The sequence below is a fragment of the Psychrobacillus psychrotolerans genome (assembly GCF_900115805.1).
Classification (GTDB): domain Bacteria; phylum Bacillota; class Bacilli; order Bacillales_A; family Planococcaceae; genus Psychrobacillus; species Psychrobacillus psychrotolerans.
The window spans coordinates 308,777-322,979 of record NZ_FOXU01000003.1; the positions used below are offsets into that span (position 1 = coordinate 308,777).

17 protein-coding genes and 1 pseudogene are annotated in these 14,203 nt (G+C 36.0%); 16 read left to right on the forward strand and 2 right to left on the reverse strand.

Going from position 1 to position 14,203, the window contains the following annotated elements; all coding sequences use genetic code 11:
• The first annotated feature begins 3 nt into the window (after positions 1 to 3).
• The 6 genes from BM260_RS09255 to mtnN all read left to right on the forward strand — a co-directional run bounded on the left by BM260_RS09255 (position 4) and on the right by mtnN (position 5,786).
• A complete protein-coding gene (locus tag BM260_RS09255) occupies positions 4 to 933 on the forward strand; it encodes a peptidase U32 family protein (protein ID WP_093537058.1) in 930 nt (309 codons plus the stop codon).
• 26 nt (positions 934 to 959) lie between these two features.
• Positions 960 to 2,234: a peptidase U32 family protein gene (locus BM260_RS09260; protein WP_093537059.1), complete on the forward strand. Its 1,275-nt coding sequence runs from the start codon at positions 960 to 962 to the stop codon at positions 2,232 to 2,234.
• On the forward strand, positions 2,234 to 2,872 hold the full coding sequence (gene udk, locus BM260_RS09265) for a uridine kinase (protein WP_093537060.1): 639 nt from the start codon (positions 2,234 to 2,236) through the stop codon (positions 2,870 to 2,872). Before BM260_RS09260 ends, udk begins: the two co-directional genes overlap by 1 nt.
• Before the next feature lie 111 nt (positions 2,873 to 2,983).
• Complete coding sequence (gene greA / locus BM260_RS09270) at positions 2,984 to 3,457, forward strand: transcription elongation factor GreA (RefSeq protein ID WP_093537061.1); 474 nt, start codon at positions 2,984 to 2,986, stop codon at positions 3,455 to 3,457.
• Positions 3,458 to 4,318: 861 nt separating this feature from the next.
• Positions 4,319 to 5,002 carry a YrrS family protein gene (locus tag BM260_RS09275; protein ID WP_093537062.1) on the forward strand — a complete coding sequence of 228 codons (684 nt, stop codon included), beginning with the start codon at positions 4,319 to 4,321 and terminating at the stop codon, positions 5,000 to 5,002.
• Positions 5,003 to 5,093: 91 nt separating this feature from the next.
• The gene (mtnN, locus tag BM260_RS09280) at positions 5,094 to 5,786 is read left to right on the forward strand and encodes a 5'-methylthioadenosine/S-adenosylhomocysteine nucleosidase (RefSeq protein WP_093537063.1); all 693 of its coding nucleotides are present in this window, start codon (positions 5,094 to 5,096) and stop codon (positions 5,784 to 5,786) included.
• Positions 5,787 to 5,982: 196 nt separating this feature from the next.
• Here mtnN and sigK read toward each other — a convergent pair whose 3' ends face one another.
• Positions 5,983 to 6,711, reverse strand: a complete 729-nt coding sequence (gene sigK / locus BM260_RS09285) for an RNA polymerase sporulation sigma factor SigK (protein WP_093537086.1) — start codon at positions 6,709 to 6,711, stop codon at positions 5,983 to 5,985.
• A 378-nt stretch (positions 6,712 to 7,089) separates the two neighbouring features.
• Positions 7,090 to 7,629: a CDP-diacylglycerol--serine O-phosphatidyltransferase gene (pssA, locus tag BM260_RS09290; RefSeq protein WP_093537064.1), complete on the reverse strand. Its 540-nt coding sequence runs from the start codon at positions 7,627 to 7,629 to the stop codon at positions 7,090 to 7,092.
• Between the two features lie 91 nt (positions 7,630 to 7,720).
• Between pssA and BM260_RS09295 the strand changes: the two genes are divergently transcribed.
• The 10 genes and pseudogenes from BM260_RS09295 to BM260_RS09340 form a co-directional block, all read left to right on the forward strand.
• Positions 7,721 to 8,503, forward strand: coding sequence for a phosphatidylserine decarboxylase (locus BM260_RS09295; RefSeq protein WP_093537065.1), 783 nt, complete (start codon positions 7,721 to 7,723; stop codon positions 8,501 to 8,503).
• Positions 8,504 to 8,541: 38 nt separating this feature from the next.
• Complete coding sequence (locus tag BM260_RS09300; RefSeq protein ID WP_093537066.1) at positions 8,542 to 9,063, forward strand: YqeG family HAD IIIA-type phosphatase; 522 nt, start codon at positions 8,542 to 8,544, stop codon at positions 9,061 to 9,063.
• Complete coding sequence (gene yqeH, locus BM260_RS09305; protein ID WP_093537067.1) at positions 9,060 to 10,163, forward strand: ribosome biogenesis GTPase YqeH; 1,104 nt, start codon at positions 9,060 to 9,062, stop codon at positions 10,161 to 10,163. The genes BM260_RS09300 and yqeH overlap by 4 nt, the downstream gene beginning before the upstream one ends.
• An 11-nt stretch (positions 10,164 to 10,174) precedes the next feature.
• Positions 10,175 to 11,005, forward strand: coding sequence for a shikimate dehydrogenase (gene aroE / locus BM260_RS09310; protein WP_093537068.1), 831 nt, complete (start codon positions 10,175 to 10,177; stop codon positions 11,003 to 11,005).
• Positions 10,992 to 11,297, forward strand: a complete 306-nt coding sequence (gene yhbY, locus BM260_RS09315; protein ID WP_093537069.1) for a ribosome assembly RNA-binding protein YhbY — start codon at positions 10,992 to 10,994, stop codon at positions 11,295 to 11,297. Before aroE ends, yhbY begins: the two co-directional genes overlap by 14 nt.
• Positions 11,294 to 11,866, forward strand: coding sequence for a nicotinate-nucleotide adenylyltransferase (locus BM260_RS09320; RefSeq protein ID WP_093537070.1), 573 nt, complete (start codon positions 11,294 to 11,296; stop codon positions 11,864 to 11,866). Before yhbY ends, BM260_RS09320 begins: the two co-directional genes overlap by 4 nt.
• The gene (gene yqeK, locus BM260_RS09325; protein ID WP_093537071.1) at positions 11,856 to 12,431 is read left to right on the forward strand and encodes a bis(5'-nucleosyl)-tetraphosphatase (symmetrical) YqeK; all 576 of its coding nucleotides are present in this window, start codon (positions 11,856 to 11,858) and stop codon (positions 12,429 to 12,431) included. Before BM260_RS09320 ends, yqeK begins: the two co-directional genes overlap by 11 nt.
• Positions 12,428 to 12,781: a ribosome silencing factor gene (gene rsfS, locus BM260_RS09330; protein WP_093537072.1), complete on the forward strand. Its 354-nt coding sequence runs from the start codon at positions 12,428 to 12,430 to the stop codon at positions 12,779 to 12,781. Before yqeK ends, rsfS begins: the two co-directional genes overlap by 4 nt.
• Positions 12,781 to 13,515, forward strand: coding sequence for a class I SAM-dependent DNA methyltransferase (locus BM260_RS09335; protein ID WP_093537073.1), 735 nt, complete (start codon positions 12,781 to 12,783; stop codon positions 13,513 to 13,515). The genes rsfS and BM260_RS09335 overlap by 1 nt, the downstream gene beginning before the upstream one ends.
• Before the next feature lie 72 nt (positions 13,516 to 13,587).
• Positions 13,588 to 14,203 (forward strand): annotated as a pseudogene (locus tag BM260_RS09340) (helix-turn-helix domain-containing protein); the annotation flags it as partial.

Consider the following 14,203-nt stretch of genomic DNA (forward strand, 5'->3'; position numbering starts at 1 on the left):
GACATGAACAAAACAGAATTATTGGTTACACCTGCAAGTATTAGTCATATAGAAGAATTAATGGTAGCTGGAGCTGATGCTTTCTTAGTTGGTGAACAGTTTTTTGGTCTTAGACTTCCAGGAGAATTCACATTAGATGAAATTGCAACAGCAAGAGTTCTCACATCCAAACAAAACAAAAAATTATATGTTGCGATGAACGCTCTGTTTCATAATGACAAATTGGAAGCACTGGCTCCTTACATGAAAAGACTTCAAGAGATTGGTGTAGACGGCATTGTGTTTGGAGATCCGGCTGTCATTATCGCTAGACGTGAAGCAGAGGTAACTATTCCCCTACATTGGAATACGGAACAAACTGCAACCAACTATTTTACAGCGAATTACTGGGGAAAACGTGGTTCTACTAGAGCCGTCCTTGCAAGAGAGCTAAGTCTCGATGAGGTAGTAGAAGTAAAAGAAAATGCGGCGGTTCAAGTAGAAGTTCAAGTACATGGAATGACTTGTATTTTTCAATCGAAGCGTTCACTTTTAGGGAATTATTTCTTATTCCAAGAAAAAGCATTGGAAGTAGAGAATCGCTCAAAAAACAAAAATATGTTCTTACATGACAAAGAACGTTCCAATAAATATCCGATTTATGAAGATAGCAACGGGACGCATATTTTCAGTCCAAACGATATGTGTATGATTGATGAACTAGATGAGCTATTAGATGCTGAAATAGATAGCTTAAAAATTGATGGAGTGTTACAAGACCCTTCCTATGTAACGGCTGTTACGAGCTATTACAGGCAAGCAATCGATGCCTATTATGGGTCGAAAGCAGCCTATAAAGCTTGTAAAAAAGAGTTGTATAACAAAATAGAAGAAATCCAACCAGCATTAAGACCGTTGGATACTGGCTTTTTCTTTAAAGAAACTGTGTATTAATCCGTTAGGAAAGGGTAGGTTTTACTTTGCTTAATACAAAATTAGATAAAATAAGTGAGCTAATTGACGGTAAACGTGTCATTACGAAAAAACCTGAATTGTTAGCACCAGCGGGAAGCTTAGAAAAGTTAAAAATTGCTGTTCACTATGGTGCTGATGCTGTGTTTATAGGCGGGCGCGAATTTGGACTTCGCTCAAATGCAGGGAACTTTTCCATAGAAGAAATGCGTGAAGGAGTAGAATTTGCTAGTCGCTATAATGCCAAAGTGTATGTGACTACTAATATCTTTGCTCATAATGAAAATATGGATGGATTAGAAGAATATCTACAAGCTGTGGAATCCACTGGTGTAACAGGTATTATTGTTGCTGATCCTTTAATAATTGAGACATGCAGAAATGTAGCACCCAAACTAGAGCTTCACTTAAGCACGCAACAATCCTTATCCAATTGGAAAGCTGTGCAATATTGGAAAGAGGAAGGGCTTGATCGAGTTGTCCTCGCTCGTGAAACTAGTGGAGACGAAATTCAGTTGATGAAAGAGAAAGTAGATATCGAAATTGAAACGTTTGTCCATGGTGCAATGTGTATTGCATATAGCGGTAGGTGTACACTTTCCAATCATATGACTGCCCGTGACTCAAATAGAGGCGGATGTTGCCAATCCTGCCGTTGGGATTATGATTTATATGAGCAAACTGACGGAGCAGAGCAAGCGTTATTTACGAAGGATGAAGTCCCGTTTGCGATGAGTCCAAAAGATTTAAAGTTATTGGAATCAATACCTAGGTTAATTGAATTAGGAATCGATTCTTTGAAAGTTGAAGGTCGTATGAAGTCAATTCATTATATTGCTACTGTTGTTAGTGTTTATCGCAAAGTAATTGATGCATATTGTGCAGATCCTGAAAACTTCCAAATGGAATCTAGCTGGGTCGCAGAACTAGAAAAATGTGCCAATCGGGAAGCTGATACGGCATTTTTTGAGGCGGAACCTGGAGTTGAACAACAAATGTACGGGGTACATGACAAAAAATTAGGCTATGATTTTGTGGGACTTGTGTTAGAGTATAACGAAGAAACACAAATAGTTACATTGCAACAACGAAATTATTTTAAACCTGGAGACAAAGTAGAGTTTTTTGGTCCAGAAATAGATAATGTTGAAATGGTTATAAAAGAAATTACAGATGAAAAAGGACAATTATTAGATGCAGCAAGACATCCATTACAGATTGTTCAATTTAAATGTACTAAGAAATTATATCCAAATAATATGATGAGAAAAGGGATGAAATAATGACGAAGAAAACTCCTCTTATCATTGGGATCACAGGCGGATCAGGATCAGGTAAAACGAGTGTAACAAACGCTATAAGTGAAGTATTTAAGAACCATTCAGTTGTAGTAATACAGCAAGACTATTATTATAAAGATCAAAGTCACTTGAAGTTTGAGGAGAGACTTAATACAAATTATGATCATCCTCTAGCTTTTGATAATGACTTATTGCTTGAACATATTCACAATTTGTTAGACAATAAAGCAATTGAAAAGCCAGTATACGATTATGCAAAACATACTCGCTCTTCGGAAACGATTAAAATTGAGCCTAAAGACGTAATTATTTTAGAAGGTATTCTAGTATTGGAAGATGAACGACTTCGGAATATGATGAATATCAAATTATTTGTGGATACAGATGCAGACTTACGTATTATTCGTCGTATCTTACGTGATATTAACGAAAGAGGACGTACGGTAGATTCTGTTGTAGATCAATACTTAAATGTAGTTCGTCCGATGCATAACCAATTCATCGAGCCAACTAAAAGATATGCAGATGTAATTATTCCAGAAGGTGGCCAAAATGAAGTGGCGATCGATTTAATGGTAACAAAAATTAAAACTATTCTTGAAACGAATGTTATTGTATAATATGATGATTGAGATTGACAATAATTTCATGTAATTCATATCATTGTGATTAGATGCATATGAATGATACATGGTAAAGTTTTGAGTGTGTATTTAAAGGAGTGTATGGGAGTGTCAACAGAGAAACAGTATCCAATGACCGTTGCTGGTAAACAAAAATTACAAGATGAATTAACGCATTTAATAACGGTAAAACGTAAAGAGGTAGTAGAACGTATTAAAATTGCTAGAAGCTTTGGGGATCTATCAGAGAACTCTGAGTATGATTCAGCTAAAGAAGACCAAGCATTTGTAGAGGGTAGAATTTCAACTCTAGAGTCAATGATCCGCAATGCGGTTATGATCGAAGGAGAAGGAAATAACGACATCGTTACGCTTGGTAAAACAGTAACATTTATGGAAATTCCTGATGGTGATGAAGAGACTTACACAATCGTAGGTTCTGCAGAAGCTGATCCAATCGAAGGTCTAATTTCCAATGACTCTCCAATTGCTAAAGGTTTAATTGGCAAGACTACGGGAGATCGAGTGAAAATCCTAACTCCAGGTGGAGAAATGGACGTAGAAATAAAAACTATATCTTAAAATGAAGAGGTAAACGAAATCGTTTACCTCTTTTTTGATAAAAAAATATTGAAGATGCTCCCTGTACACTGAGTTCATGGATGAAAGAATAAATAAATGAAACTACTGATTTACGTTTCAGGTGGACGCTTTCTGCGGGCGAGGTCGAGCCTCCTCGTTCGCTGCGCTCCCTGTGGGGTCTCGACTTTCTCGCTGGAGTCGCCACCTTACACTACAATCAATTAAGTGAGTAGTACTTAACTCTAAGATATAGCATAGCTTTTCGCTTAAATTATAAGAGTAGTACAAAGTAAAAAAAGGATAAAACCATCTGTAGTATTAAGAAAGTTATTCGATTAGTAAGTTTAAAGAAAATGGATTTTATATACTACTAGTGGAAATAAAGAGAAGTAGTACTCAGTTTCTAAATAAAGAAGCAAAATAGCGAATGAAATTGTATCTTCATGAGCTTTCTCCCAGAACAAGAAATTTTTTTTCAAGTTATCCACAAACGACCTTACCTGTTTCTAAGAGTTACAGGAGGGTGACGGAAAGACAAACGCCATAAGATTACAGAAAAAAGAGATGCTGGTTGTGACTACCGTCACAACCAGCATCTCTAAAAAATCACTCGGTAATCATACAGGAAAACTTTGTCCAAAGGCCTTCGAAAACGATAGAAACATCTTTTAATCTTAAAAGAAGGTACTTTCCTAAGTAGAATCTTTTACCTAAATAACAAGTCTAGCAGTTGTGTAAAAAAGGTCTAGTTACATTTCGTCCTGACTATCAATCGGACTATTTTTGAGCTTAGTGAAACAAAACTCTATCATTATCGTCTATTTGTAGTATATTCTCTTATATTGAAGGAGGAAAAACAACATGCCTGAAAAGAATACGAAATTTGATTCGCGATTAGATCAACGAAATCATAAGAGAAAAAAGAATAATATTTTAAATATTCTTATTGGAATAGTAATTCTCCTCATTATCATCGTGACTGTAAACATTGTTACAGGTGATAACGACGAAGATAGTGCTAATACATCTAAAACAAAAAGTGAACAAGTCGAAGAAAGTACGGAAAATGAAGAAAAAGAAAAGGAATCTGAAGAAGTAGTGGGAAGTAGTACAGAATCTGCTGATTCTTCTTCGTCAACTGAAGAGACAACTACAGAAACAGAAGAGAACGAAAACACTGAAACAGAAGGTAATGAGGATAGTACTGTGACTACAGAACCTTCTAACGATTCAAATGTCGAATCAGTTGTTATAGATTCAGGATGGCAGCCCATAGGGACAGAGCAATCAGGTGAACATGTTTCTAGTTACAATAGCTCTTCTGTGGACTGGGATGAAAAAGTGAAAGCATTGGCCTACGGTGCTAATCTAGATCCTTCCAATATGTATGTTAAATATCTTGGTAACGGTGGAAGCCCCCAAAAATCTATAGGAACGGTTACTTCTAAGGATGGCAGCGAAATCTATCGTATATCTCTCGAATGGGTAGATGGTGAAGGATGGAAACCAACTAAAAAAGAAATACTTAAAGCATTAAAAAAATAGAGTCTTATATGAATAAAAAGAAAAGCTTCTTGACTTAAGAAGCTTTTTTCCTTATTTTTAAAGAAGTGCATTTTAGAGAGGGGCAGTTAAGTTGAAGATAGCAGTAATTGGTGCAATGGAAGAAGAAGTAGAGCTTCTGAGAAATGAAATTGAAAATCCTGAAACAAAGAGTATAGCAAACAGTGAATTTACAAGTGGTACATATAAAAATCATGAAGTTGTTTTATTGAAGAGTGGAATTGGAAAAGTGAACGCAGCTATGTCTACCTCCATTTTATTAAATGAATACAAACCAGATTATGTGATAAATACAGGTTCCGCAGGTGGATATGATCCAACTCTTGAGGTAGGGGCTATTGTAATTTCGGATGAGGTAAGGCATCATGACGTGGATGTCACAGCTTTTGGCTATGAAATTGGGCAAGTTCCTCAACTACCAGCAGCATTCAAAGCAGATGAAAGATTAATGAAATTAGCTGAAGAAGCTGTATATGAAATTGGTAAACACCAAGTTGCAACGGGCTTAATAGCTACAGGTGATATTTTTATGCATGATCCTGCAAAAGTAGAACAAGTTCGTAACCATTTCCCACAAATGAAGGCTTGTGAGATGGAAGCTGCTGCTGTTGCACAAGTTTGCTATCAGTTTGAAGTGCCTTTTGTTGTAATTCGTGCACTTTCTGATATTGCCGGAAAAGAGTCTTCCATGAGTTTCGATGAATTTTTGCCAGTTGCGGCAAAACATTCGACACAAATAGTATTGCAAGTAATTGGGAAATTATAACTTTGTCATTAAATCGCCATACAGAGTAGTTTAAAGCATATTAATAATACCCCTGTTTTGTGCTATTATAACAGTATCAAACGCTTTCAATATTAGAGGGGGAAATCGAATGTTGTTTCTTATGGCGACGGCAATTTTAATAACCGCAGTTTTAGCATTTATCATTATCGCAGAGACAAGTGAAGATTGAACTTAACTAAACTCTTTTGGTGTTTGATACATCAAAGGAGTTTTTTTCATGTATATAGGATTGATACAGTTTGACTAGCGCGCGTTTTTCAATACGTGAAACGTAACTTCTCGATATTTTAAGCTGTTTCGATATATCTTTTTGAGTCATTGGTTCATGACCTAACAATCCATATCTTCGAATGATAATTTCAAGTTCTCTGCTCTCTAGTTGAGACAGATGTCGATATAAGCTATTGGTATCCTCCTCTTCTACCAACTGTTCATCGGTGCTTTTATCGATACCTGGGAGTAAGTCTGTAATTTCTAAGGAGTGTCCATCTTTATCCATACCAATTGGCTCATGAAGAGAAACATCCTTTTGTACTTTCTTTAATGATCGCAAATACATTAATATTTCATTTTCGATACATCTAGCAGCATATGTTGCTAACTTCGTTTTCTTTGTAGGAGTATAGCTATTAACAGCTTTCATCAGACCGATTGTCCCTATTGAGATATAGTCATCCAGTAGTTCATGTTTTGGGTGGAATTTTTTTACAACATGGGCAACCAATCGCATATTCCTTTCGATAAGTTCGTCACGAGCGGATAAATCGCCACCTAAAAAACGATCAAGCATGACTTTTTCTTCTTCGGGAGTAAAGGGTTGATGAAAAGCCTGGCCTTTCAAATAACCAAGAACGAGAGGGAATTCTACAAAGATGCTTATAAAGGCAGTCATTAAACCTGTAATGAGGTTCACCTCCATCTAGTTGTTAGACCAGTATATGTCGAAAGCTGACAAAATATGAAAATAGCGACCGCAATCACAGATCTTTTCTTAAATAAAAGGCGTATAAACAATAAGTGAACACTAGACACGTGATTTAAAATAGTTATCGTATTAATGACTATAGGAGTCAAAGTTCATATAGCATCTTCGTAAGCATTCTGCGATGCAAAACATCTTCTCTAGTTATAGTAGAAGGTCGAAGGATAGGGAAAATTATATGTATCGAGAAAAAGAGCTGCTAGCGTGACATCAGTCACGGCTAGCAGCTCAAAAAACAACCAATAATAATATATTGAAAAAGTCTGTTCGGGTTAGAATCTTAAAGGACTGTTTTTCTCGTTAAACTTTTCTTAGCGTAAATGTACTGATCATCAATAATGCGAGAATAATGAATAAGAACATGTACGATACAGATGGTATATATTCTATCGCAAAATAAGAAAGTGTTAAAATTACACCCGCAACAGTAATTGGTAATCCAGTGAAAAAACCATTTGGTTCAGAAATATTAAATCGTGCAAGTCTGAAAGCACCACATGCTATATAGATTACGGTTATTATCATGCCGGTCACACTAAACTCTTGCAAAACCAATGAATAAATCAGTAATGCAGGAGCTACCCCGAATGAAATAATATCGCTCATGGAATCTAGTTGTTTGCCTAATTCGGATTCAAGATGAAATCTTCTTGCTACTATTCCATCAAATCTGTCTAAAAGGCCAGCTATAAATATAAATAATACACTGAATGTGTAATTTTCATTCATCGTTGCCATGATGGCTGCTCCACCAAATGCAAGATTGCCAATGGTGACCATATTCGCCGCATGTGATTTCAATTTTTTTACTGTTTGATACATTGCGTTTTGTAAAAACATTGCAAATCACTCCTTTACAAGTAACGTATTTGTTCATTATACTTCGATTAAGTAAAAATAGTAAGTTTAATTTTTTCAAGGGAGTTAAAAAATGAGAGAAAAATTATATCAAACCATGATTGAATTAACAAATGGGAAATGGTCCTCGTCACTAATCAGAGGGTTTACCCAATCGAAAGCAAGCAAACGTATAATTCCCTCATATATTAAATTTTTTAATATATCCATACAAGATACAATACAAAAGAGGGAAGATTTCACCACTTTACATGACTTTTTTATTCGTAAAGTTAAAGAGGAACGTCGCCCAATTGATTTAACGCCGAATAGCATCATTAGTCCAGTCGATGCCACTATTGAAACATTTGGGGATATTACAGAAAAAGGGCTCTTTTATGTAAAACAGAAAACTTACACCTTACAGGATATGCTAGGTTCGGAAAAAATAGCTTCGTCCTTTCAAAATGGAAAATATATTGTTTTGTATTTAAGTCCAGCAGAATATCACCGTATACATTCTCCAGTAGATGGTAAAATACTTAACCAATATATTCTTGGTAAAAAATCGTATCCGGTCAATAAATGGGGGCTTCAGTTTGGGAAACAAACGATAAGTGGTAACTATCGAATGTTAACGGAGTTAGAAATGCCTAACGAAAAGAAATGTATACATATAAAGGTAGGAGCCATGTTTGTCAATTCTATAGAGCTTACAAACAAATCAAATGCATGGAAAAAAGGAGAAGAAATTGGATACTTTTCCTTTGGATCGACCGTTGTTATGCTGTTTGAAGAAGGTAGTGTGGAGTTCTCAAGTGCTGTTCATCCAGGTAAATTTGTCCGGATGGGTGAGAATGTAGCAAATATGCTATAATAAATAATAGAAAAAGCCTCGAATTGGAGTGTTCGTCTTTGTATTCATATCTTATACCTAGTGAATTTGTAAGAAGTGTCTTTCATATTACCCCTGAATTGTTAGTAGAAAAAGGGATTAAGGCAATTATTACAGATCTAGATAACACATTAGTTGAATGGGATCGACCTGATGCTACCCCTAAATTAATCGAATGGTTCGCAAGTATTAAAGCTGCAGGAATTCAAGTAACGATTGTGTCTAATAACAATGAGTTACGAGTTAAATCCTTTGCTGACCCACTTGGAATTCCATTCATATTTAAGGCACGTAAACCACTTGGAAAAGCATTTCTTAAAGCATTAAGTATTATGTCAGTTAAACGAGAAGAAGTGGTAGTCATTGGAGATCAGTTATTAACCGATGTATTTGGTGGCAACAGATTAAAGCTTCATACGATATTAGTCATTCCGGTTGCAAAATCAGATGGATTTGTGACTAAGTTTAACCGTATAGTAGAACGAAGAATTTTTAGTTACTTGGACAAAAAAGGACAAGTTACATGGGAGGAAGAAGCGTGACAGAAGCACCAAAATGTATCGGTTGCGGTACAACTATTCAAACAGAAAAACTAGGAGAACCTGGTTATGCACCATTATCTTCTTTAGAAAAAGAAGATATTATATGTCAGCGTTGTTTCCGATTGAAGAATTACAATGAATTACAACCAGTTTCTTTAACAGATGATGATTTTCTTCGAATTTTAAACAGTTTAGGAACGCAAAAAGGGTTAATCGTTAAAATTGTAGATATTTTTGATTTTAATGGTAGTTGGTTACCTGGATTGCATCGTTTTGTTGGAAATAACCCTATTTTGCTAATCGCTAATAAGGCCGACCTATTACCTAAATCTGTGAAAAAGAATAAAGTCATCAATTGGATGAAACACGAAGCTAAAAAATTAGGTTTGTCTCCAATAGATGTTTTATTTGTGAGTGCGCATAAAGGAACAGGCATGCCAGAAGCTATGGAAGCTATCGAGCACTATAGAAAAGGCGAAAACGTTTATGTTGTTGGTTGTACAAATGTTGGGAAGTCGACTTTTATTAACCGCATTATAAAACAAGCTACTGGAGAGGATGCGATTATTACGACATCGCATTTCCCGGGAACTACATTAGACATGATTGAAATTCCATTAGATGATAAAAAATCATTATTTGACACTCCTGGTATTATTAATCACCATCAAATGGCGCATTATCTAGACTCATCGGAGTTAAAATATATAACACCTAAAAAAGAAATCAAACCAAAAGTATTCCAACTAAATAGCGAACAAACCTTATATTTAGGCGGACTTTCTCGTTTTGACTTTATCAAAGGTGAACGAGCAGCATTTACTTGTCATATAGCGAATGATATTCCAATTCACCGTACTAAATTAGAAAATGCCGATAATTTATATAAAGAGCATAAAGGTAAATTATTATCTCCACCGAGTGAGGAGTTTGCAGATCTATTACCTCCATTAGTTCGTCATGAATTTAAGATTAAAGACGACAAAACTGATATTGTATTTTCAGGGTTAGGGTGGATTACCGTACAACGGGGTGGAGTAATTGTAGCTGCACATGCCCCAGCAGGTGTTGAAGTGTCTATTCGTCCATCATTAATATAGGAGGGATAGATTTGAAAAGATGGTTTGCTGTAATAGGAAATCCGATATCACATTCCTTTTCACCTACAATGCACGAAACATGGTTAAAACAGCTAGATATAGATGCAAGTTATATTCCAATACATGTTGAACAAAATAATTTAGAGAAAGCAGTTGAGTCTTTAAAGCTTTTAGGATGTAGTGGTTGGAATGTAACTGTTCCTTTTAAAGAAGATATTATTCCGTTTCTGGATGAAATAGATGATTCTGCAAGAGGAATAGGAGCAGTAAATACAGTTGTGAAAACATTAGACAATAAATATGTTGGGTTTAATACCGATGGATTAGGTTTTGTTGAATCCCTCGGATCCATTTTACCTGAGCAAAATATATTGTTGATTGGGGCTGGAGGAGCTGCACGCGGAATAGCTCATGCTTTCAATAGTCTTGGTTATACACAGCTGACAATAGCGAATAGAACGTTAGAAAAGGCCAAAGTACTTGTGGAAGAACTACAGACCGGACAGGCGTTGACCCTGGAAGAAGCTGAAAACACATTAGACACGTTTGATATCGTTGTTCAAACGACGTCATTAGGCATGAAAACTAGTGAAGCATCCTTACCAATTCAACTAAATCGGTTAAAAGAGAATGCAATTGTTGCGGATATCGTATATAATCCTTTAGTTACCCCTTTTCTAGAGGAAGCGAAGAAAAACAATGTTCGAACAATTAATGGTCTAGGAATGCTTGTACATCAAGGAGCACTGGCCTTCTCATATTGGAATGGAACCAAGCCTGATACTGACGGGATGATCCAACAATTGATAGAGCAAATAGGAGGAAATTATGTTAACAGGTAAACAAAAAAGATTTTTACGTAGTCAAGCACACAATCTATCCCCGATTTTCCAAGTCGGCAAAGGTGGAGTGAACGATGCGATGATTAAACAAATCGGAGAAGCACTAGAAGTTCGTGAATTAGTTAAAATTAGTATTTTACAAAACTGTGAAGAAGATAAGCAGGAAGTGGCAGAAGCACTTGCAAAGGGTACTAGAGCAGAGCTAGTGCAACTGATTGGTTTAATGGTAGTGCTTTATAAACCATCTAAAAATAACAAACGAATCGAGCTTCCAAAAGCGAGTCGTGCATGAGAAAAAAAGTAGGGATTTTAGGTGGGACTTTTAACCCGCCGCATATTGGACATTTAATCATTGCAAATGAAGTACTCCACGCGTTGAACCTAGATGAAGTGTGCTTAATGCCAAATGCTAACCCTCCTCATAAAGAAATTCAAAATAGAGTCACAGCTGAGCAACGTCGAACTATGGTGGAATTATCAATACAAGACGTGCCAAAGTTAAAAATAGAAACGATTGAAATCGATCAAGGTGGTACATCTTACACTTTTGATACGATGGAACTTCTTAGAAGACGTGAACCAGAAACTGATTTCTATTTTATTATCGGTGGAGATCAAGTGGAGGATTTACCTAAGTGGTATCGAATCGAAGATCTTATTCAAAATGTGCATTTAGTAGGAGTGCCAAGACCAAATAAATCGCTCGAAACTGCATATCCTATAGTAACTATAGAGATACCTCAAATCGATATATCTTCTACGACCGTACGAAATCGAATAACACACGGCGAAACTACCAAGTTTCTTATAAGTGATGCTGTTCGAGAATACATCCGAGAGGAGAAGTTATATGAAGCATGAATATTTACTGGAGCAGATGAAAAGTCGAATGCCTGAAAAGCGTTTTATACATACAAGGGGTGTAGCTGAAACAGCTATTCAATTAGCCGAGTTGTATGGGGAAGATCCTGAAAAAGCAGAGATTGCGGGAATTTTACATGATAGTGTAAAGTACGCCGAACAAGAATGGCTGAGGTCTATCATTGTTTCACAAAATATGAATCCGGTATTATTGGATTTTAATCATGAATTATGGCATGCTCCTGTTGGAAGTTATGTTGCTAAAACAGAATTTCAAATTGCGGACGAGGATATATTGAAAGCTATTGAGTTCCACACAACAGGTCGAGCTGGTATGTCCAAGTTAGAAAAAATAATTTATGTTTCAGATATGATAGAGCCTAGTCGGAAATTTTCTGGAGTCGAACCTTTACGGGAAAAAGCAAAGATCGATTTAGAAGACGCGATGACCAGTTGTATAAAGCATAGTATTTCATTTTTAATAGAAAAAAAACAACCGGTATTTCCGGATTCATTTCATTGTTACAATGATTTGATACAACAGAGAGGAAAAGTGAAAGAATGACATCTTCAAATTCATTAGTAGAAATCGCTTTTAAAGCAGCGGACGATAAAAGAGCAGAGGATATTGTCGTATTAAATATGCAAGGAGTTTCTTTACTTGCTGATTACTTTTTAATCTGTCATGCAAACTCAGATCGTCAAGTTCAAGCTATAGCAAAAGAACTAGAGGACCAAGCTTTCAAAGCAGGATTTAGAGTGAAACGATTAGAAGGTTTTGATGAAGCAAGATGGATTTTAGTCGATATGGGTGACGTTGTAGCACATGTATTCCACAAAGATGAACGTGCTTATTATAATTTAGAAAGACTTTGGGGAGATGCACCAATGATCGAAGTTGGGCAAGATGCTTAATGTCTACCTATGAACAATTTGCTTATATTTATGATTCATTAATGTCCGACATTCCGTACAATAAATATGCGGAATGGGTACAATCGAATGCTCCGCTGAATACATCCAAAAGATTAGTCGATATTGGCTGTGGAACAGGGGTTCTTAGTATCCAATTTGCTAAAGCAGGATATGAGGTTATAGGTGTAGATTTATCAGATTCTATGCTTACAGTTGCTCAAAATCGAAGCTTTGAAAATGGAACGGACATCACTTTTATCTGTCAGTCAATGGCTGATCTTGAAGGTGTAGATGAGGTAGATGTAGCGGTTATTGCTATAGATTCTCTAAATTATTTAGAGACATTAGAAGAAGTGGAACAGACATTTAAACGTTTGTTTGCTTCTTTAAATCCAAATGGACAATTGTTTTTTGATGTCCATTCACTTTATAAAATGGATGTAATTTACCCAAATGGTCCTTTTACGTACGAAGATGAGGAAGTTGCTTATCTTTGGCATACGGAACCAGGGGTAGAGGAGCATTCTATTTATCATGATATTACTTTTTTTGTTCGTGATGAATCAGGTTATTATGAACGCTTTGAAGAATCCCATTATCAACGTACGTATTCCATAGAAACTTTTACTAATCTTCTTGCAAAAGTAGGATTTTCTTCCGTGAATGTGCGTGATGATATTTTTGGGAAGCCTTCAGAAGAAGTGGATAGATGGTTTATCCACGCTGTGAAATAAGAAAAAGAGCCCTTTATTGAACTGCACCCCATTTGTTAGACACAATCTAACAATTGGAGGTGCAGTTTTTCTATGACAAAATATAGTTCTGAATTAAAATTACGGGCAGTTTTAACTTATCTAAAAGGAACAGCTTCCTTTAAAACAATAGCTGATCAGTTTCATATTAGCACAAGCCCATTAAAGGTTTGGGTAGCCCAGTATAAAGTAAATGGAGTAGATGCTTTTCATTCTACCTATACAAACTATGATTTGAACTTTAAAATGGACGTACTAAACTATATAAATGATTTTGGAGTAACTCCTAATGAAGCAGCTGCGATTTTTAACATCCCATCTCCATCAACGGTACATAAATGGGTAAAATTGTATAACTCAGCTGGTATTGACGCTCTGAAATCAATGAAAAAGGGGCGTCCATCCATGAAAAAAGAGTCAAATAAACAGTCAAAACGAGTTCAAGTTGAAGGATCATTCGAAGCTCTTGAAGCACGTATTAAGCAACTTGAAATGGAAAACGAATATTTAAAAAAGTTGAATGCCTTAGTTCAAAGCAAGGAAAAATCACCAAACAAGACAAAACACAAATAGTTTTTGAATTAAGGCATAAATATCTGGTGAAGGAGCTCGTTGAGCTCGCTGGTATTCCACGAAGTACCTATTATGATTTAGTGAAGCGAATGAATCG

Excerpts from the sequence above, each read along its gene's own strand:
- BM260_RS09295 (WP_093537065.1), top strand. The coding sequence starts at position 7,721 with ATGAGAGAAAAATTATATCAAACCATGATTGAATTAACAAATGGGAAA.
- BM260_RS09275 (WP_093537062.1), top strand. The coding sequence starts at position 4,319 with ATGCCTGAAAAGAATACGAAATTTGATTCGCGATTAGATCAACGAAAT.
- yhbY (WP_093537069.1), top strand. The coding sequence starts at position 10,992 with ATGTTAACAGGTAAACAAAAAAGATTTTTACGTAGTCAAGCACACAAT.
- udk (WP_093537060.1), top strand. The coding sequence starts at position 2,234 with ATGACGAAGAAAACTCCTCTTATCATTGGGATCACAGGCGGATCAGGA.
- yqeK (WP_093537071.1), top strand. The coding sequence starts at position 11,856 with ATGAAGCATGAATATTTACTGGAGCAGATGAAAAGTCGAATGCCTGAA.
- BM260_RS09335 (WP_093537073.1), top strand. The coding sequence starts at position 12,781 with ATGTCTACCTATGAACAATTTGCTTATATTTATGATTCATTAATGTCC.
- pssA (WP_093537064.1), bottom strand. The coding sequence starts at position 7,629 with ATGTTTTTACAAAACGCAATGTATCAAACAGTAAAAAAATTGAAATCA.
- BM260_RS09320 (WP_093537070.1), top strand. The coding sequence starts at position 11,294 with ATGAGAAAAAAAGTAGGGATTTTAGGTGGGACTTTTAACCCGCCGCAT.
- rsfS (WP_093537072.1), top strand. The coding sequence starts at position 12,428 with ATGACATCTTCAAATTCATTAGTAGAAATCGCTTTTAAAGCAGCGGAC.
- BM260_RS09255 (WP_093537058.1), top strand. The coding sequence starts at position 4 with ATGAACAAAACAGAATTATTGGTTACACCTGCAAGTATTAGTCATATA.